Source organism: Bacillus sp. KICET-1, from assembly GCF_027721405.1.
GTDB classification, from domain to species: domain Bacteria; phylum Bacillota; class Bacilli; order Bacillales; family Bacillaceae; genus Bacillus; species Bacillus velezensis.
The window spans coordinates 809,074-827,916 of record NZ_CP113515.1 but is presented as its reverse complement, the minus strand read 5'-3'; the positions used below and the strand labels follow the sequence as shown (position 1 = coordinate 827,916).

21 protein-coding genes and 2 tRNA genes are annotated in these 18,843 nt (G+C 45.4%); all 23 read left to right on the top strand.

Annotated elements, in window-relative coordinates; genetic code table 11:
- Window positions 1-56: 56 nt before the first annotated feature.
- The 23 genes from yabG (at window position 57) to OVA33_RS04120 (ending at window position 18,661) form a co-directional block, all read left to right on the top strand.
- Window positions 57-932: a sporulation peptidase YabG gene (yabG, locus tag OVA33_RS04230; RefSeq protein WP_063637079.1), complete on the top strand. Its 876-nt coding sequence runs from the start codon at window positions 57-59 to the stop codon at window positions 930-932.
- Window positions 933-1,143: 211 nt separating this feature from the next.
- Window positions 1,144-1,404: a biofilm formation stimulator Veg gene (gene veg / locus OVA33_RS04225; RefSeq protein ID WP_003218330.1), complete on the top strand. Its 261-nt coding sequence runs from the start codon at window positions 1,144-1,146 to the stop codon at window positions 1,402-1,404.
- A gap of 162 nt (window positions 1,405-1,566) precedes the next feature.
- Complete coding sequence (locus OVA33_RS04220) at window positions 1,567-1,755, top strand: small, acid-soluble spore protein, alpha/beta type (protein WP_011996172.1); 189 nt, start codon at window positions 1,567-1,569, stop codon at window positions 1,753-1,755.
- Window positions 1,756-1,898: 143 nt separating this feature from the next.
- Window positions 1,899-2,768, top strand: coding sequence for a 4-(cytidine 5'-diphospho)-2-C-methyl-D-erythritol kinase (gene ispE / locus OVA33_RS04215; protein ID WP_007409927.1), 870 nt, complete (start codon window positions 1,899-1,901; stop codon window positions 2,766-2,768).
- 55 nt (window positions 2,769-2,823) lie between these two features.
- Window positions 2,824-3,681: a pur operon repressor gene (gene purR, locus OVA33_RS04210; protein WP_004264666.1), complete on the top strand. Its 858-nt coding sequence runs from the start codon at window positions 2,824-2,826 to the stop codon at window positions 3,679-3,681.
- Window positions 3,678-4,058, top strand: coding sequence for a 2-iminobutanoate/2-iminopropanoate deaminase (gene ridA, locus OVA33_RS04205; RefSeq protein WP_004264663.1), 381 nt, complete (start codon window positions 3,678-3,680; stop codon window positions 4,056-4,058). The genes purR and ridA overlap by 4 nt, the downstream gene beginning before the upstream one ends.
- A gap of 195 nt (window positions 4,059-4,253) precedes the next feature.
- A complete protein-coding gene (spoVG, locus tag OVA33_RS04200) occupies window positions 4,254-4,547 on the top strand; it encodes a septation regulator SpoVG (protein ID WP_004264660.1) in 294 nt (97 codons plus the stop codon).
- 191 nt (window positions 4,548-4,738) lie between these two features.
- Window positions 4,739-6,109 carry a bifunctional UDP-N-acetylglucosamine diphosphorylase/glucosamine-1-phosphate N-acetyltransferase GlmU gene (gene glmU, locus OVA33_RS04195; RefSeq protein ID WP_004264658.1) on the top strand — a complete coding sequence of 457 codons (1,371 nt, stop codon included), beginning with the start codon at window positions 4,739-4,741 and terminating at the stop codon, window positions 6,107-6,109.
- A gap of 21 nt (window positions 6,110-6,130) precedes the next feature.
- Complete coding sequence (locus OVA33_RS04190; RefSeq protein ID WP_004264656.1) at window positions 6,131-7,084, top strand: ribose-phosphate diphosphokinase; 954 nt, start codon at window positions 6,131-6,133, stop codon at window positions 7,082-7,084.
- Between the two features lie 84 nt (window positions 7,085-7,168).
- Window positions 7,169-7,777 (top strand): 50S ribosomal protein L25/general stress protein Ctc, encoded by a 609-nt coding sequence (locus OVA33_RS04185; RefSeq protein WP_014416724.1) that lies wholly within the window; start codon window positions 7,169-7,171, stop codon window positions 7,775-7,777.
- Between the two features lie 84 nt (window positions 7,778-7,861).
- Window positions 7,862-8,428: an aminoacyl-tRNA hydrolase gene (gene pth / locus OVA33_RS04180; protein WP_025650338.1), complete on the top strand. Its 567-nt coding sequence runs from the start codon at window positions 7,862-7,864 to the stop codon at window positions 8,426-8,428.
- A 61-nt stretch (window positions 8,429-8,489) separates the two neighbouring features.
- Window positions 8,490-8,720 carry an anti-sigma-F factor Fin gene (locus OVA33_RS04175; RefSeq protein WP_004264650.1) on the top strand — a complete coding sequence of 77 codons (231 nt, stop codon included), beginning with the start codon at window positions 8,490-8,492 and terminating at the stop codon, window positions 8,718-8,720.
- 69 nt (window positions 8,721-8,789) lie between these two features.
- A complete protein-coding gene (gene mfd / locus OVA33_RS04170; RefSeq protein WP_063637078.1) occupies window positions 8,790-12,323 on the top strand; it encodes a transcription-repair coupling factor in 3,534 nt (1,177 codons plus the stop codon).
- Window positions 12,324-12,459: 136 nt separating this feature from the next.
- The gene (gene spoVT, locus OVA33_RS04165; RefSeq protein ID WP_004264646.1) at window positions 12,460-12,996 is read left to right on the top strand and encodes a stage V sporulation protein T; all 537 of its coding nucleotides are present in this window, start codon (window positions 12,460-12,462) and stop codon (window positions 12,994-12,996) included.
- Between the two features lie 167 nt (window positions 12,997-13,163).
- Entirely contained in the window at window positions 13,164-14,744 is a 1,581-nt protein-coding gene (locus tag OVA33_RS04160; RefSeq protein WP_063637077.1) for a putative polysaccharide biosynthesis protein, read from the top strand.
- Window positions 14,734-16,209, top strand: a complete 1,476-nt coding sequence (gene mazG, locus OVA33_RS04155) for a bifunctional methyltransferase/pyrophosphohydrolase YabN (protein WP_063637076.1) — start codon at window positions 14,734-14,736, stop codon at window positions 16,207-16,209. The genes OVA33_RS04160 and mazG overlap by 11 nt, the downstream gene beginning before the upstream one ends.
- A 1-nt stretch (window position 16,210) precedes the next feature.
- Window positions 16,211-16,471 (top strand): RNA-binding S4 domain-containing protein, encoded by a 261-nt coding sequence (locus OVA33_RS04150; protein WP_007409934.1) that lies wholly within the window; start codon window positions 16,211-16,213, stop codon window positions 16,469-16,471.
- A 78-nt stretch (window positions 16,472-16,549) separates the two neighbouring features.
- On the top strand, window positions 16,550-16,852 hold the full coding sequence (gene yabP, locus OVA33_RS04145; RefSeq protein ID WP_004264638.1) for a sporulation protein YabP: 303 nt from the start codon (window positions 16,550-16,552) through the stop codon (window positions 16,850-16,852).
- Window positions 16,849-17,484 carry a spore cortex biosynthesis protein YabQ gene (gene yabQ, locus OVA33_RS04140; protein WP_025650343.1) on the top strand — a complete coding sequence of 212 codons (636 nt, stop codon included), beginning with the start codon at window positions 16,849-16,851 and terminating at the stop codon, window positions 17,482-17,484. The genes yabP and yabQ overlap by 4 nt, the downstream gene beginning before the upstream one ends.
- Window positions 17,485-17,501: 17 nt before the next feature.
- Window positions 17,502-17,879, top strand: coding sequence for a cell division protein DivIC (gene divIC, locus OVA33_RS04135; RefSeq protein WP_014416730.1), 378 nt, complete (start codon window positions 17,502-17,504; stop codon window positions 17,877-17,879).
- Window positions 17,880-17,959: 80 nt separating this feature from the next.
- Entirely contained in the window at window positions 17,960-18,346 is a 387-nt protein-coding gene (locus OVA33_RS04130) for a S1 domain-containing RNA-binding protein (RefSeq protein WP_004264630.1), read from the top strand.
- Window positions 18,347-18,503: 157 nt separating this feature from the next.
- Window positions 18,504-18,580, top strand: a tRNA-Met gene (locus tag OVA33_RS04125).
- A gap of 9 nt (window positions 18,581-18,589) precedes the next feature.
- Window positions 18,590-18,661 (top strand) — tRNA-Glu (locus OVA33_RS04120).
- Window positions 18,662-18,843 lie beyond the last annotated feature (182 nt).

The window sequence follows — 18,843 nt, the reverse complement described above, 5'->3', positions numbered from 1 at the left end:
GTATTTGCCAAGACTTCTTTCATGATGAGGCTTAGTCTATTTGTGGAGTGGGTAACGTGCAATTTCAAATAGGAGATATGGTAGCCAGGAAATCCTATCAAATGGATGTTTTATTTCGCATTATCGGTATAGAGCAAACAAGCAATGGGAATTCAATTGCCATCCTGCATGGTGACGAAGTCAGATTGATTGCGGATGCTGATTTTTCTGATTTGGAGCCTGTCAGAAAAGACGAACAGGCCATGAGAAAGAAAAGAGATGAAAGCAGGATGAATGAATCTCTCGAGCTGCTCCGCCAGGATTATAAGCTGCTTCGGGAAAAACAGGAATATTATGCGACAAATCAATATCAGCATCAGGAGCACTACTTTCATATGCCCGGAAAGGTATTGCATCTGGACAGCGATGAGGCCTATTTGAAAAAGTGCCTGAACTTTTATGAAAAAATCGGTGTGCCGGTATACGGAATTCATTGCCATGAGAAAAAAATGCCGGCATCAATTGACGAGCTGCTTGATAAATACAGGCCGGATATTTTAGTCATCACCGGCCATGATGCATATTCCAAGCATAAGGGAGGCGTGAACGATTTAAGCGCCTACAGGCATTCCAAACACTTTGTCGAAACCGTTCAAAGAGCGAGGCGTAAAGTACCTCATTTGGATCAGCTGGTCATATTCGCGGGGGCGTGCCAATCTCATTTCGAGTCTTTAATCAGGGCAGGCGCGAATTTTGCAAGTTCGCCGTCACGCGTCAATATCCATGCGCTTGACCCGGTATATATTGTCGCGAAAATCAGCTTCACCCCGTTTATGGAGCGGATCAATGTATGGGATGTCCTGAGAAATACGCTGACGAGAGAGAAAGGGCTGGGAGGAATTGAAACGAAGGGTGTGCTGCGTGTCGGTATGCCGTATAAATCAAATGGATGAGTGATAAAACCCGCATATATTTCGCTATGCGGGTTAATTATTTTACATATTGATACATAAATTTCCGGAACTTGTGAAAAATAACGCAGAAATCAATAGAATTTTGTCAAAATAATTTTGTTGACAATGACTTATTAACGTTGATATAATTTAAATTTTATTTGACAAAATTGGGCTCTTGTTGTACAATAAATGTAGTGAGGTGGATGCAATGGCGAAGACGTTGTCCGATATAAAAAGATCGCTTGATGGGAATTTAGGTAAACGGCTTACGTTAAAAGCAAACGGCGGCCGCCGAAAAACGATTGAGCGTTCGGGCATTTTAGCTGAGACGTACCCTTCTGTTTTTGTGATACAACTAGATCAAGACGAGAATTCGTTTGAAAGAGTTTCATACAGTTATGCTGATATTCTGACTGAGACTGTTGAATTGACATTCAATGACGATGCGGCAAGCTCAGTAGCATTTTAATGGGCAGTGAACCTTTTGTTTACTGCTTTTTGTTTTGCCTTCTAAAGCTCTTCTAATTATTCCCTCGAAAGTTTCAGCCGATTAAACGGAAGCTATAAGTGTCACATGTTTTATCGTGGCGTGCACGAATGGTGATCAATTCTATAAAAGGGGTTGTTTCGTTTGGGCAGACGTCGTGGAGTTATGTCAGATGAGTTCAAATATGAGCTGGCGAAGGACCTTGGTTTTTACGATACGGTGAAAAACGAGGGCTGGGGAGGCATTCGGGCGCGTGACGCCGGGAATATGGTAAAGCGCGCGATTGAGATTGCCGAACAGCAGATGGCGGCTCAGAACCAAAATAACCGATAATGCAGTGGCCCGGGGGACAATCCGTTCCCCGGTTTTTTCTATCGGCTGTCAAAACCGGCGTCAATTTCGGATAAGTACCTCCGGGTCTCCAAATGTGATACAATGTTCATACTTATGTTTAGATGGAGAAGTAGGTGAAAGCTATGCGTATTTTAGAAAAAGCGCCGGCCAAAATCAATCTGTCCCTCGATGTGACGAGTAAACGCCCGGATGGTTATCACGAAGTGGAGATGATCATGACGACAATTGATTTGGCAGATCGGATTGAACTGACAGAACTGCCCGAAAACGTTATCAGAGTGGCGTCGCATAATCGCTTTGTTCCGGATGATCAAAGGAATCTGGCTTATCAGGCAGCCAAACTGCTTAAAGAACGGTTTCAAGTCAAAAAAGGCGTTTCCATTATGATTACAAAAGTGATCCCTGTTGCGGCAGGCCTTGCCGGCGGAAGCAGCGATGCGGCAGCCACGCTCAGAGGGCTGAACAGGCTTTGGGATTTAAAGCTTTCTGTCGAAGAGCTCGCGGAGCTTGGAGCTGAAATCGGTTCAGACGTGTCCTTCTGTGTATACGGAGGCACTGCCTTGGCAACCGGACGCGGTGAGAAGATCAGGCACATTAGTGCTCCGCCTCATTGCTGGGTCGTGCTCGCCAAACCGACGATCGGGGTATCGACTGCCGAAGTGTACCGCCGGCTGAACTTACAGCAGGTTCGGCATCCTGATGTGCAGGCGATGATTGACGCGATTGAAGAAAAAAGCTTCCAAAAGGTATGCGGACAATTAGGAAACGTATTGGAGTCGGTTACGCTCAGCCTCCATCCCGAGGTGGCGATGATTAAAAATCAAATGAAACGCTTCGGCGCTGATGCGGTGTTAATGAGCGGAAGCGGACCGACTGTATTCGGTTTGGTTCAATACGAATCGAAGGTGCAGCGGATTTATAACGGGTTAAGAGGTTTCTGTGATCAAGTGTACGCGGTGCGGATGATCGGCGAACAGAATGCTCTTGATTAAATCCGTATGTTAAGTTATATTATTTTTAAATTATTCGGATTTTGGGGGTAAGTTCATGAAGTTTCGTCGCAGCGGCAGATTGGTGGACTTAACAAATTATTTGTTAACCCATCCGCATGAATTAATACCGTTAACGTTTTTCTCAGAACGGTATCAATCAGCAAAGTCATCAATCAGTGAAGATTTAACGATTATTAAACAGACCTTTGAACAGCAAGGCATTGGGACGCTGCTTACAGTGCCGGGAGCTGCCGGAGGCGTCAAATACATTCCGAAAGTGAAACAGGCTGAAGCAGAAGCGTTTATACAGGAGCTGGGACAGTCTTTAGTAAATCCTGAGCGTATCCTTCCGGGCGGTTATGTATATTTAACGGATATCTTAGGAAAACCATCTGTCCTCTCTCATGTAGGCAGGCTTTTTGCTTCCGTTTTTGCGGAGCGGGAGATTGATGTGGTGATGACCGTTGCGACAAAAGGAATCCCTCTTGCTTACGCAGCGGCCAGTTATCTGAACGTTCCGGTTGTCATCGTGCGAAAGGACAATAAAGTGACGGAAGGCTCCACGGTGAGCATCAATTATGTATCAGGGTCATCTAACCGCATTCAAACGATGTCGCTTGCGAAAAGAAGTTTGGCTACGGGTTCGAACGTTTTGATTATTGACGACTTTATGAAAGCCGGCGGCACCATTAACGGCATGATCAGCCTGCTTGATGAGTTTAATGCAAACGTCGCGGGAATAGGCGTCTTGGTTGAAGCCGAGGGAGTGAATGAACGGCTTGTCGATGAATACATGTCACTGCTCACGCTTTCAACCATCAATATGAAAGACAAAACGATTGAGATTCAAAACGGCAATTTTCTGCGATTTTTTAAAGAACAGCATTTAAAGAATGGGGAGACAGAAAAATGACAAAAGCAATCCATACAAAACACGCGCCGGCAGCGATCGGGCCATATTCACAGGGAATCATCGTAAACAACATGTTTTACAGCTCAGGCCAGATTCCTCTTACTGCTGAAGGAGAAATGGTAAACGGTGATATCACAGAACAAACGCATCAGGTGTTCAGCAATTTAAAAGCTGTGCTGAAAGAAGCGGGCGCTTCGCTCGAGACGGTTGTAAAAGCAACGGTGTTTATTGCTGATATGGAGCAGTTTGCGGAAGTGAATGAAGTGTACGGACAATACTTTGATGTACATAAGCCGGCAAGGTCTTGTGTGGAAGTGGCGAGACTGCCGAAAGACGCTCTCGTGGAAATTGAAGTCATTGCGCTGGTGAAATCTTAAATCTCAGAAAAGTGGTTCCGGTCTCCGGGATCACTTTTTTTATGCAGTATATGATCCCCAAATATGGTTTATCACCTAATTGTGTATGTATATCCTATATTTTCAAAAAAACTTTTTGAAACGTGCAGGAATTTAAAAAGAATCGTGGAATTGTTAGACTAATGCTTTTATATAGGGAAAAGGTGGTGAACTACTGTGGAAGTTACTGACGTAAGATTACGCCGCGTGAATACCGATGGTCGCATGAGAGCGATTGCATCCATCACGCTGGATCACGAATTTGTCGTACATGATATTCGTGTGATTGATGGAAACAATGGTCTTTTCGTTGCGATGCCGAGTAAACGCACCCCTGATGGAGAATTCCGCGATATTGCTCATCCTATTAATTCCAGCACGCGGGGCAAGATCCAGGATGCTGTTTTAAATGAGTATCATCGTTTGGGTGACTCTGAAGCATTAGAATATGAAGAAGCCGGGGCTTCTTAAACATAACAAAATGTAAGGACTGCTGATAAAGGCTGACACAAGGCCTTTTCCGGCAGTCCTTTTTTAAATCTGATTTTTCAGTAATAAAGCGATTACATAGAAAATTCTTGCACTTTTTGATGTCTTCTTGAAATCAACAGCTATTTAGGATATATTTTTCTATGGATAAAAGGGATATTGGAGGCCATTAAATGGATAAGCGGTTTGCAGTGATTTTAGCTGCCGGAAAAGGAACGAGAATGAAATCGAAGCTTTACAAGGTCCTTCATCCGGTATGCGGAAAGCCTATGGTAGAGCACGTCGCAGACGAAGCTCTGAAATTATCTTTAGCGAAGCTTGTCACCATCGTAGGACACGGCGCCGAAGATGTGAAGAAGCAGCTCGGACAGAAAAGCGATTACGCTCTCCAAGCAGAACAGCTCGGTACGGCTCATGCGGTCAAACAGGCGAAACCATTTCTTCACGGGGAAAAGGGTGTCACGATCGTTATTTGCGGCGATACACCGCTTCTGACGGCGGAGACGATGGAAGCCATGCTGAATGAACATACAGACAAAGGTGCAAAAGCCACGGTGTTAACGGCCGTTGCTGACGATCCCGCCGGATACGGAAGAATCATCCGCAGTGAAGACGGCGCCGTTCAAAAAATCGTGGAGCACAAGGATGCTTCGGAGCAAGAACGTCTTGTGAAAGAAATTAACACGGGAACGTACTGTTTTGATAACGAGGCTCTTTTTCGTGTCATCGAACAGGTTTCGAATGAAAATGCCCAAGGCGAGTATTATCTGCCGGATGTGATCGAAATCCTCAAAGACGAAGGCGAAACTGTTGCCGCTTACCAGACTGGTAACTTCCAAGAGACGCTCGGAGTGAATGATAGAGTCGCTCTTTCTCAGGCTGAAATGTATATGAAAGAGCGTATTAACAAACGGCATATGCAGAACGGAGTCACTTTAATCGATCCGATGAATACGTACATCTCACCTGACGCACGTATCGGACAAGATACAGTTATTTATCCCGGAACTGTGTTAAAGGGACAAGCTGAAATCGGCGATGAATGTGTCATCGGCCCTCACACTGAGATAGAGGACAGCTCAATCGGCAGCCGCACTGTGATTAAACAATCCGTTGTCAATCGCAGCAAAGTTGGGAATGATGTAAATATCGGTCCTTTTGCTCACATCAGACCCGATTCCGCAATCGGCAATGAAGTGAAGATCGGAAACTTTGTTGAAATCAAGAAAACACAATTCGGCGACCGAAGCAAAGCATCTCATTTAAGCTATATCGGTGATGCCGAAGTGGGCACGGATGTGAATCTGGGCTGCGGCTCCATCACGGTCAATTATGATGGGAAGAAAAAGTATTTAACCAAAATTGAAGACGGCGCCTTTATAGGCTGCAACTCCAATCTGGTCGCTCCTGTTACAGTGGGAGAAGGCGCGTACGTCGCTGCGGGTTCAACCGTAACTGAAGATGTGCCGGGCGAAGCGCTTGCCATTGCCAGAGCAAGACAAGTAAATAAAGAAGATTATGTGAAAAACATTCATAAAAAATAATCCTAAAATCGGAGGTTTACCATGTCTAACGAATACGGAGATAAGAATTTAAAGATTTTTTCTTTGAATTCAAATCCAGAACTTGCAAAAGAAATCGCGGATAATGTAGGGGTTCAATTAGGAAAGTGCTCTGTTACAAGATTCAGTGACGGAGAGGTCCAGATCAACATAGAAGAAAGTATTCGCGGCTGTGATTGCTATATCATTCAGTCTACAAGTGCGCCGGTTAATGAGCACATTATGGAATTGCTGATTATGGTTGACGCTTTAAAGCGCGCTTCCGCGAAAACAATCAACATTGTCATTCCGTACTACGGTTATGCGCGCCAGGACAGAAAAGCAAGATCACGTGAACCGATTACGGCAAAACTTTTTGCAAACCTGCTTGAAACAGCGGGTGCGACACGCGTGATCGCGCTTGATTTACACGCGCCGCAAATTCAAGGTTTCTTTGATATTCCGATTGACCACTTAATGGGTGTTCCGATTTTAGGCCATTACTTTGAAGGTAAAGACTTGAAAGATATCGTCATTGTTTCTCCTGACCACGGCGGTGTGACGCGCGCCCGCAAACTTGCGGACCGTCTGAAAGCGCCGATCGCGATTATCGACAAACGCCGTCCTAGACCGAATGAGGTAGAAGTGATGAATATCGTCGGTAACGTGGAAGGTAAAACAGCGATTCTGATCGATGATATTATTGATACGGCCGGCACAATCACACTTGCCGCTAACGCGCTGGTTGAAAACGGAGCTGCAGAAGTGTATGCATGCTGTACGCACCCTGTACTGTCAGGCCCTGCCGTTGAGCGGATCAATAACTCTAAAATCAAGGAGCTTGTCGTAACGAACAGCATTAAGCTTCCTGATGAGAAAAAAATCGACCGCTTTAAGCAGCTTTCTGTCGGACCGCTTCTGGCTGAAGCGATTATCCGCGTTCACGAGAAACAATCTGTCAGCTATTTATTCAGCTAAACCGAAACTTTAAGGTTTAAATCCCAGTTATTGTGGGTATTGTTCTAATAGGACGATAAAACGATAATTAGGATGGTGCTGAATATGGCAACTTTAAAAGCAAATGAAAGAACAGATTTTAAACGTTCGACGCTTCGGAAAATCCGTCATTCAGGACATGTTCCAGGGATTATATACGGTAAAGAAACAACGAATACGCCTGTCTCTTTAGACAGTGTCGAATTGCTTAAAACATTGCGGGACGAAGGAAAAAACACGATTATCACAATTGATGTCAACGGAAATCAGCAATCGGTTATGGTGACTGATCTTCAGACAGACCCGCTCAAAAACGAATTGACGCACGCCGATTTTCAAGTCGTGAATATGAGTGAGGAGCTGGAGGCCGAGGTGCCGATTCAGCTGACGGGAGAGGCGAAGGGAGTCAAAGACGGAGGCGTCATCCAGCAGCCGCTGCATGAGCTTTCGATTAAGGCCAGACCGAAGGACATCCCTCAGACAATCAATGTTGATATTTCAGGACTTGAAATGAATGATGTGCTGACCATCGCAGATCTGACTGCTGACGGCAATTATACATTTACAAACGACCCGGAAGAAGTCGTGGCTTCCATCCTTCCTCCTAAGCAGGAAGCATTCGAAGAAGATGCAGAACCGTCTCCTGGGGAAGAGCCCGAAGGAGAAAATCAATAAGCGCTTTAAGACGTAACCCGCCCGAGGTTACGTCTTTTGTGCTAGAATGAGAAGAATTACAGCGATGTTGAGGGAGGATTTACGATGCTTGTGATTGCCGGTCTCGGTAACCCGGGAAAAACCTATGAGAACACGAGACATAATGTCGGCTTTATGGCCATTGACGAGCTTTCTAAAGAATGGAATATTGAACTGAATAAAACGAAATTCAACGGACTTTACGGAATGGGGTTTGTTTCCGGAAAAAAAGTTCTACTTGTTAAACCGCTTACATATATGAATTTATCAGGGGAATGTTTGCGGCCGCTGCTGGATTATTATGATGCCGATCATGAAGATCTGAAAGTCATATACGATGACCTTGATCTTCCGACGGGAAAAATCAGGCTCCGGACGAAGGGGAGCGCAGGCGGACATAACGGGATTAAATCGCTTATACAGCACCTCGGAACCCCTGAATTTGACCGGGTCAGAATCGGAATCGGCCGCCCCGCTGGCGGAATGAAAGTCGTTGACTATGTACTGGGAGCTTTTACGAAGGAAGAAGCGCCGCATATCAACGATGCCGTCTCAAAAACCGTAAAAGCCTGCGAAGCTTCCTTAACGAAACCATTTTTAGAAGTCATGAACGAATTTAATGCAAATGTATAAGATAAATAATGGGAGACCATACTAGGGAAAAATGATTTTTTCACATCAGGAGGTCCAACGTATGGCTTTGCATTATTTCTGCCGCCACTGCGGCTTTAAGGTAGGGAGCCTGGAATATTCGACGGTGCCGACACAGTCACTTGGATTTCAGCACTTAACAAATGAGGAAAGAAACGATATGATTTCATATAAAGACAATGGAGATGTCCATGTTCTTACAATTTGTGAAGACTGCCAAGAGGCGCTGGAACGCAATCCGCACTACCATGAACACAACACATTTATTCAATAAGAAGCTTTGGTGTAGATTCTAGACCAAAGCGTTTTTCTGTTCTTGCAGAAAATAGAGAGGAGGGCCCATATGGACAACATTCAAACCTTTATTAAAGAAAGCGATGATTTTAAATCCATTGTCAACGGTTTACATGAGGGGCTGAAGGAACAGCTGCTTGCGGGTCTGTCAGGTTCCGCGCGTTCTGTTTTTACCTCCGCCCTTGCACAGGAAACGAAAAGGCCGATTTTCTTTATCACCCATAATTTATATCAGGCCCAAAAAGTGACGGAAGATCTGACGGCGCTTCTCGGGGATCAATCTGTTTTTTTATACCCCGTAAATGAATTGATTTCTTCAGAAATTGCGGTAGCGAGCCCTGAACTGCGCGCTCAGCGGCTTGATGTCATTAATAGATTAACAAACGGAGAAGCGCCGGTCGTTGTGGCGCCCGTTGCGGCAGTGAGAAGAATGCTTCCGCCGAAGGAGCTGTGGAAAAGCAGCCAGCTCGTCATTTCACTCGGAGACGAAATAGAACCGGATCAGCTGTCCGCGCGCCTTGTAGAGGTGGGGTATGAGCGTTCCGATATGGTTTCTGCACCCGGTGAATTCAGTATTCGCGGCGGAATTATCGACATTTATCCGCTGACGTCGGAGCATCCGGTGCGAATTGAACTGTTTGATACGGAGGTCGATTCCATCAGAAGCTTCAATTCTGATGACCAGAGATCAATTGAGACGCTCAAACATGTGGCGATAGGACCGGCGAAGGAATTGATCATCAGGGCGGAAGAAAAAGCCCGTGCGATGGAAAGGCTCGATAAAGGGCTTGCCGACAGTCTGAAAAAGCTGAAGCAGGACAAACAAAAGGAAATGCTTCATATCAATATCTCACATGATAAAGAACGGTTATCAACGGGACAGACTGATCAGGAACTTGTGAAGTATCTCTCGTACTTTTACGAAAAGCCTGCTAGTTTGCTAGATTATACACCGGCAGACACGTTGTTACTGTTAGACGAGGTCAGCCGCATTCATGAAATGGAGGATCAGCTGCAAAAAGAAGAGGCCGAATTTACGACAAGTCTGCTCGAGGAAGGGAAAATTCTGCACGACATTCATTTATCCTTCAGCTTTCAGGAGCTTATGAGCGAAAAGCGGCGCCCGGCTATTTATTATTCATTATTTTTGCGTCATGTCCAGCATACAAGCCCTCAGAATATCGTGAATGTGACAAGCAGGCAGATGCAGAGTTTTCACGGGCAGATGAATGTGCTTGCAGGTGAAATGGAGCGCTTTAAGAAATCAAACTTCACCGTCGTCTTTTTAGGCGCGAATAAGGACAGAACCGACAGATTGGCATCCGTGCTGGCTGATTACGAAATTGAAGCCGCAAAAACGGACAGCTCCAAAGCGCTTGTGCAAGGACAGGTCTATGTCATGGAAGGCGAGCTGCAATCCGGTTTTGAACTGCCGCTGATGAAGCTGGCCGTCATTACGGAGGAAGAGCTGTTCAAAAACCGAATTAAGAAAAAGCCGAGAAAGCAGAAGCTGACAAATGCCGAACGGATCAAAAGCTATTCCGAGCTTCAGGTCGGTGACTATGTCGTCCACGTCAACCACGGGATCGGTAAGTATTTGGGGATCGAAACACTAGAAATCAAAGGCATTCATAAAGATTACCTCAACATTCATTATCAGGGCAGCGATAAGCTGTACGTCCCTGTAGAACAAATCGACCAGGTGCAGAAGTACGTCGGCTCTGAAGGAAAAGAACCGAAGCTTTATAAACTGGGCGGCAGTGAATGGAAACGGGTGAAGAAAAAAGTTGAAAACTCCGTTCAGGATATTGCCGATGATCTGATTAAGCTTTATGCGGAACGGGAAGCAAGCAAAGGCTATGCGTTCTCGCCGGATCATGAAATGCAGCGGCAGTTCGAATCTGCTTTCCCTTATCAGGAAACAGAGGACCAGCTCCGTTCCATTCAGGAGATTAAAAAGGACATGGAAAGAGAGCGCCCGATGGACCGTTTGCTTTGCGGTGATGTCGGTTACGGGAAGACGGAGGTAGCCATCCGAGCGGCTTTTAAAGCGATCGCAGACGGAAAGCAGGTCGCGCTTCTTGTGCCGACGACAATACTCGCGCAGCAGCATTATGAAACCATTATGGAGCGTTTTCAGGACTATCCGATTAACATCGGTCTTCTCAGCCGATTCAGAACGAGAAAAGAATCCAATGAAACGATTAAAGGCCTGAAAAACGGAACGGTAGACATCGTAATCGGAACCCACAGGCTCTTATCTAAAGACGTCGTCTATAAAGATCTCGGCTTGCTCATCATTGATGAAGAGCAGCGCTTTGGCGTAACGCATAAGGAAAAAATCAAACAGATCAAAGCCAATGTCGATGTGCTGACTCTTACAGCGACGCCGATACCGCGTACGCTTCATATGTCCATGCTCGGTGTGCGGGACTTATCTGTTATTGAAACGCCGCCGGAAAACCGTTTCCCTGTTCAGACATATGTCGTGGAATACAATGGCGCGCTTGTGCGGGAAGCCATCGAAAGAGAACTGGCGCGCGGAGGACAGGTATATTTCTTGTACAACCGCGTGGATGACATCGAGCGGAAGGCTGATGAAATTTCCATGCTTGTTCCCGATGCGAAAGTGGCATATGCCCACGGAAAAATGACTGAAAATGAATTGGAAAGCGTCATGCTCAATTTTCTGGAAGGGGAATCAGACGTCCTTGTCAGCACGACTATTATTGAGACAGGCGTAGATATACCAAATGTCAATACCTTGATTGTGTTCGACGGAGACAAAATGGGGCTGTCTCAGCTGTATCAGCTGAGAGGACGGGTCGGCCGTTCCAACCGCGTCGCTTACGCGTATTTTACGTACCGCAGAGACAAAGTGCTTACTGAGGTGGCGGAAAAACGGCTGCAGGCGATTAAAGAATTTACCGAGCTGGGATCAGGCTTTAAAATCGCCATGCGTGACTTGACGATCAGGGGAGCGGGGAACCTTCTCGGCGCCCAGCAGCACGGCTTTATCGACTCAGTCGGCTTTGACCTGTACTCGCAAATGCTCAAGGAAGCGATTGAAGAGCGGAAAGGCGATATTCCGAAAAGCGAACAGTTTGAGACAGAAATCGATATCGAGCTTGACGCGTATATTCCCGAAAACTATATACAAGACGGCAAGCAAAAAATCGACATGTATAAACGCTTCAGGTCAATCGCCACAATTGAGGAGAAAAATGAGCTCCAAGATGAAATCATCGACAGGTTCGGCAGCTATCCTAAAGAAGTTGAATGGCTGTTTACGGTTGCTGAGATGAAGGTATACGGAAAATATGAACGCGTCGAACTCATCAAGCAGGATAAAGACGCGATCAGATTTACCATTTCTGAAGAGGCCAGCGCACAGATTGACGGCCAGAAATTGTTCGAACTCGGCAATAAATACGGCCGGCAGATCGGACTGGGAATGGAAGGGAAAAAGCTGAAAATCTCAGTACAGACGAAAGGCCGCAAAACGGAAGAGTGGCTGGAGACCGTGCTCGGCATGCTGAAAGGCCTTCAGGATGTGAAGAAAGAAACAATCCCGTCTTCATAAAAATTGTTACTCTCTGGTGTATATTACATTTGATGTGACGGATACTAATTTCAAGCGAGTGGCGGAAGCTACATAAAGTAAAGAGCTTTAGTACTTTCCCTTAAATATCATCACATGAAAGAGAGGCACCAGAGAGATGAAAGCTACAGGTATCGTACGTCGTATTGATGATCTAGGACGGGTCGTCATTCCTAAAGAAATTCGGAGAACACTGCGAATCAGGGAAGGAGACCCGCTTGAAATATTCGTTGACCGCGACGGAGAAGTTATATTGAAAAAATATTCTCCTATCAGTGAGCTTGGCGATTTTGCGAAGGAATATGCAGATGCTTTGTATGACAGTCTCGGCCATTCCGTTTTGATTTGCGACCGTGACGCGTATATTGCCGTTTCAGGCAGTTCGAAAAAAGAATTTCTGAACAAAGCCATCAGCGATTTGCTCGAAAAAACGATGGATCAGCGCAGCTCAGTGGTAGAAAACGACGTGAAGTCCGCGCAGCTTGTTAATGACATTGATGAAGATATGAGCTCCTATACAATAGCCCCGATCGTGGCAAATGGCGATCCTATCGGCGCCGTGGTCATCTTTTCCAAGGAACAGGCGCTTGGAGAAGTAGAACATAAAGCGGTAGAAACGGCAGCCAGTTTTTTGGCGAGACAAATGGAGCAGTAGGTCTTATTACCATTATTGAAATAAGAAACGGGGAAAGAACAGCTCTTATACAAGTGCTGTTCTTTTTCATATTCATATGTGCTCTCTATCGGTTCGGCCGTTAGGATTGTGATATAATAAGCTCGTTTTATAGACGTAATTTTCTAGCGGCTGGAAGGAGCTTTTGGATGAACGATTCAGTTGGCGCCAAGCGGCAATCGGCATGGAAAGGTGCTTTTGTGCTCGTCGTTGCGGGCATCGTGACGAAGATATTAAGCGCCGTGTACAGGGTTCCTTTTCAGAATATTGTCGGTGACGTCGGATTTTACATTTATCAGCAGGTGTATCCGTTTTTAGGGATCGCGGTCATGCTGTCAACATCCGGTTTTCCGGTGATCATCTCAAAATTAATGAACGATTATAGCGGTCATAAACAAAAAATAATGAAAATTTCCGCCCTTTATGTCACGGCGGCCGGACTTGTTCTGTTTGCGCTCATGTATGCCGGCGCGGCGCCGTTGGCCGGTTTTATGGGTGACGCCCGCCTTGTGATGCTGATAAGGGTCGCGGCGTTCGCTTTCATACTGTTTCCGTTTACGGCGGTTATCCGGGGGTATTTCCAAGGCGTGCATGATATGATGCCGTCAGCCTTATCCCAGATTACGGAACAGCTTCTTCGCGTGGCGGTGCTTCTCGGTTTATCCTTCTGGCTTTTGAAAAGCGGCCGTTCATTATACGCGGCGGGTGCGGGGGCGGCCTCGGGATCAATAGCCGGGAGCTTTGCGGCCCTTTGTGTATTGGCTGTTTTCTGGTATAAGCGGGAAGAAACAAAGAAAGACGGCGGACATATCGAAACGGCCGTCATTGTAAAAAAGCTGCTGCTTTATTCAGTCACCATCTGTATCAGCAGTGTACTCATGCTTTTGATTCAGCTTGTAGACGCCTTAAACTTATATTCGCTGCTTTCAGACGGGACGGAGAGCCATGCTGCTAAACAGCTGAAAGGCATATATGACCGCGGACAGCCGCTCCTTCAGCTGGGAACCGTGTTTGCCGTCAGTATCGCTGCGTCCTTGGTTCCTTCAATTTCAAAAGCGGTGCATGGGAACAAGCCGTTTATCATAAAAGAGAAAGCGACATCAGCCGTCAAGCTCTGCCTTGCGGTAGGGATCGGTGCATCGGCCGGGCTTTTTTGCATTTTAGAACCGGTGAATATCATGCTTTTCCAAAACAGTGAGGGGACGCAGACCTTACAAATATTCAGCTTATCTATCTTTTTTGCCTCAATTGCGCTTACGGCAGCCGCGATTCTGCAAGGAGCGGGACATACCGTTTTCCCCGCCGTATCCGTTTTGACGGGAGGGGCGCTGAAATGGGTGCTGAATGTTTGGTTGGTCCCCGGCTGGGGTATTACAGGAGCGGCACTGGCGACCGTCTTGGCATTTGCCGCAGTTGCGTGCTTGAATCTCCGGAGAATTTGGTCGAAGGGCTGGCTGACGAATATCGGCGGCGTGATTGTCCGTCTGTGCTGGTGCAGTCTGCTGATGGTCTTCTTTTTGCTCGTATATATGAAGCTTTGGCAGTTATTTGTTCCTGTCAGCAGGGTCGGAGCTGTATGTGAGAGTCTGTCTGCGTCAATCATCGGAGGGCTATTGTTTATTTATTGTATGATAAGAATGAAGATTTTCACGGACGAAGAGCTGAGCGGCCTTCCTTTTGGCAGTGCTTTAAGCAAATTGAAAAAGAGGAGAGAAAAACATGGCAGGTAATATTACGGTCGTCGGCCTCGGCGCCGGAGACATGGATCAGTTGACAGTGGGCGTACATAAGCTGCTGACTCAGGCGAAGCATTTATATATAAGAACGAAAGACCACCCTTTGATTTCGGAATTAGAGCAAGAGACGGAAGCGGACATCCGGTATTTTGATGATATTTATGAAAAACATGATCAGTTTGAAGCAGTCTATGAAGAGATCACGGACATTCTGTTTGAAAAAGCGAAGCAAGAAGATGTCGTCTACGCTGTACCCGGGCATCCGTTTGTCGCTGAGAAAACCGTTCAGCTGTTATTTGAACGCCGGGAAGAACAACAGATAGCTGTTCATACTGCCGGAGGGCAAAGCTTTCTGGATGCCACTTTTAATGCATTGCGAATTGATCCGATTGAAGGGTTTCAATTTACGGATGCGCAAACAATGACGCCGGATGAGCTCGAACTCCGCCATCACCTGATCATTTGCCAGGTTTATGACCAGATGACGGCCTCTGAGGTAAAGCTGACGCTTATGGAGAAATTGCCTGACGATTATGAAGTGGTCATCGTCACGGCAGCCGGAAGCAAGGGAGAAAAGATGACCAAGGTGCCTTTGTTTGAACTTGACCGCAATGTAGAAATAAATAACTTAACAAGCGTGTATGTTCCGCCGATTAAAAAAGAAGAACTCCTTTACCAGGAATTTTCTGCATTCCGAAGTATTATTCGCGAGCTTCGCGGGCCGAACGGCTGTCCGTGGGATCAAAAGCAGACACACCAGTCATTAAAGAAATATATGATTGAGGAATGCTACGAACTGCTTGAGGCCATTGACGAAGAGGACACGGATCACATGATAGAAGAACTCGGGGACGTCATGCTTCAGGTTATGCTGCACGCCCAGATCGGAGAAGACGAGGGGTATTTCTCAATTGATGATGTCATCAGAGACATCAGTGCGAAGATGGTCAGACGGCACCCGCACGTGTTTAAGGATGTTAAGGTTCAGGATGAACATGATGTCGTCGCCAACTGGGAAGAAATCAAAAAGGCGGAAAAGCAAACAACATCCTCTTCATTGCTGGATGCCGTGCCGAAAACACTGCCTTCTCTTGCGAAAGCCGCCAAGCTTCAGAAAAAAGCCGCAAAAACCGGCTTTGACTGGGATAACGTTCAGGACATATGGGATAAAGTAAATGAAGAGCTGAAGGAATTTTCTGCAGAGGCTTCCGCCGAATCAGCAGATGAAATCAGCTTAAAAGCTGAATTCGGCGATGTTTTATTTGCATTGGTCAATATCGGCCGATACTATAAAATTGAGCCTGAGGAAGCGCTCGCCATGACAAATGACAAATTCCGCAGACGCTTTGCTTATATTGAGAAAGAAGCGGCAGCAAAGGGACTTGAATTGACCGCAATGTCACTTGAAGAAATGGACAAATTGTGGGATGAAGCAAAAGAAATGGAGAGGAGATTCTGATATGAGACTTGATAAGTTTTTAAAAGTATCCAGATTAATTAAACGCCGCACATTGGCAAAAGAGGTCGCCGATCAAGGGAGAATCACCGTTAACGGGAATCAGGCGAAAGCCAGCTCAGACGTAAAAGCCGGTGATGAACTGACGGTCCGCTTCGGCCAGAAGCTTGTCACCGTGAAGGTAAACGAATTGAAAGAAACAACGAAAAAAGAAGAAGCCGCGGGCATGTATACAATCGTCAAAGAAGAAAAACTCGGCGAATAGGCTTGTTCTAAACAAGGCTCCCGCCTCATACAATGCAGTAATAATGCTAAAAGTATCGAGGATATGGGGGCTGAATAGATGAATTCATATTATGAGCAAAAAGGTTCTTCTTCTGTTCCGGAACAGCATGATGTAACGATGAAAGGGAGAAAGCATTTAGACATTTCGGGCGTCAAGCATGTAGAAAGTTTTGACAACGAAGAGTTTTTGCTGGAAACAGTTATGGGAATGCTTTCCGTCAGAGGCGAGAACCTGCAGATGAAAAACCTTGATGTGGAAAAAGGGATTGTATCTATAAAAGGCAGGGTATTTGACCTTGTATATTTAGACGAGCAGCAAGGGGATAAAGCTAAAGGGTTTTTTAGCAAGTTGTTTAAATGACACTGACGACCCAATTTTATACGATGCTGGCAATGACCGGTATGGGCGCCTGGCTCGGAGCGTCGCTTGATACATACAGGCTGTTTGTCAGCCGCGCCAAAACGGCCAGATGGCTGTTATTCATTCATGACATTCTCTTTTGGATTGTACAAGGTCTGATGTTTTTCTATGTGCTGCTCAACGTGAATGAAGGAGAACTCAGGGTATACATTTTCTTGGCTGTCTTACTGGGTATTGCGACGTACCAAAGCCTGTTTAAACGAATGTATATAAAAATACTGAAATTTTCCATTCATCTTGCGGTGTCTCTTTACCAATTCGCAAAAAAGCTCATTCAGCACGTGCTGTTCCGTCCGGTGCTTCTGCTCTTTAAGCTGCTCATCGGGCTGATCACGGTTATTTCTTTATACTCCTATCGGGTGAGTGCCTTTTTTGCGAAGTGTCTTTTTAAGATCGTAGCGTTTTTGCTGTATCCGCTGTTCTTCCTGTTGAAACAATTATTGAAACTTCTTCCTGAAAAATGGCGTCTTACTTTCAAACGATATTTTCAAAAAAGTGCAGGATTTTCACAAAAGAGCAAGAAACTAATCATAACAATCAGATCGACCATGATACGTATTTTGAAAAGGTGAAAGGAGGACCGTCTGGTTTGAATCTATCTAGAGAACGTACAATAACTGAAATTCAAAACGACTATAAAGAGCAGGTTGAACGGCAATCCCAGCTTATGAAAAGAAGGCGGAAAGGGCTTTTCAGACGGTTGATCGTATTCGGCGCCCTTGTGTTGTTGACGGCTATTGTCTTAGCGGGTTCTCTGTGGTCACAGACCTCTTCCCTTAGCGCAAACGAAGAAAAGAAAGCTCAGCTGGAAAAACAAGTGAAAAAATTGAACGCGAAACAGGCTGATTTAAAAGATGAAATTTCCAAATTAAAGGATGAGGATTACGTCACAGAGCTTGCCAGAAGAGACTTGTTTATGTCAGGAAATGGTGAGATTCTCTTTAATGTAGAAAAGAAGAGCAAGTAGCCTTGTTGACACTTAAATTTTTATTTAGGTATAATTAAACAAACGATCTTTTTATAAGCCTAAGGAGGAGCACTTTTTTTATGTCGATTGAAGTTGGCAGCAAGTTGCAAGGGAAAATAACAGGTATTACAAATTTCGGAGCATTTGTTGAATTGCCTGGAGGCTCAACCGGTCTCGTTCATATCAGTGAGGTAGCCGATAATTATGTAAAAGACATTAACGAGCATTTAAAAGTCGGCGATCAAGTTGAAGTGAAAGTCATCAACGTTGAAAAAGACGGGAAAATTGGTTTATCAATTAAAAAAGCTAAAGACCGTCCGCAAGCCAGACCTAGAAATGATTTCCGTCCGAAAGAATCTTTTGAACAGAAAATGAACAAGTTTCTTAAAGATAGCGAAGACCGCTTATCATCTTTAAAACGAAACACGGAATCAAAACGTGGAGGGCGCGGAGCAAGAAGAGGATAACTTGCTGCTTTCTATAAATACATGGAGCATCCGTCTATCCCAGCGGGTGCTTTTTTTGTATGCGCGCATGTAGTCAGAAAATTAAAACTTTAAAGTTTCTGTTGACGGAATGAAGAAACCTTTGTATTATATAACTTGTGCTTATAAGCACCTATATGGCGGTGTAGCTCAGCTGGCTAGAGCGTACGGTTCATACCCGTGAGGTCGGGGGTTCGATCCCCTCCGCCGCTACCATATATATATGGCCCGTTGGTCAAGCGGTTAAGACACCGCCCTTTCACGGCGGTAACACGGGTTCGAATCCCGTACGGGTCATCAAGCGAATCGGCTTCTGTTGCAGAAGCCGATTTTTTCATATTTAGACAACTTTTTGAGAAATGTCGGAGGAAATACGAAAGGAAAGGGGAACAAGGGAGAAAGCGTCGAAGAGTTCTTTGGAATTGTTACCTTCTTTTGACAAAATCCTATCTGTGCTTTCATTTATAATGACAAGCAAC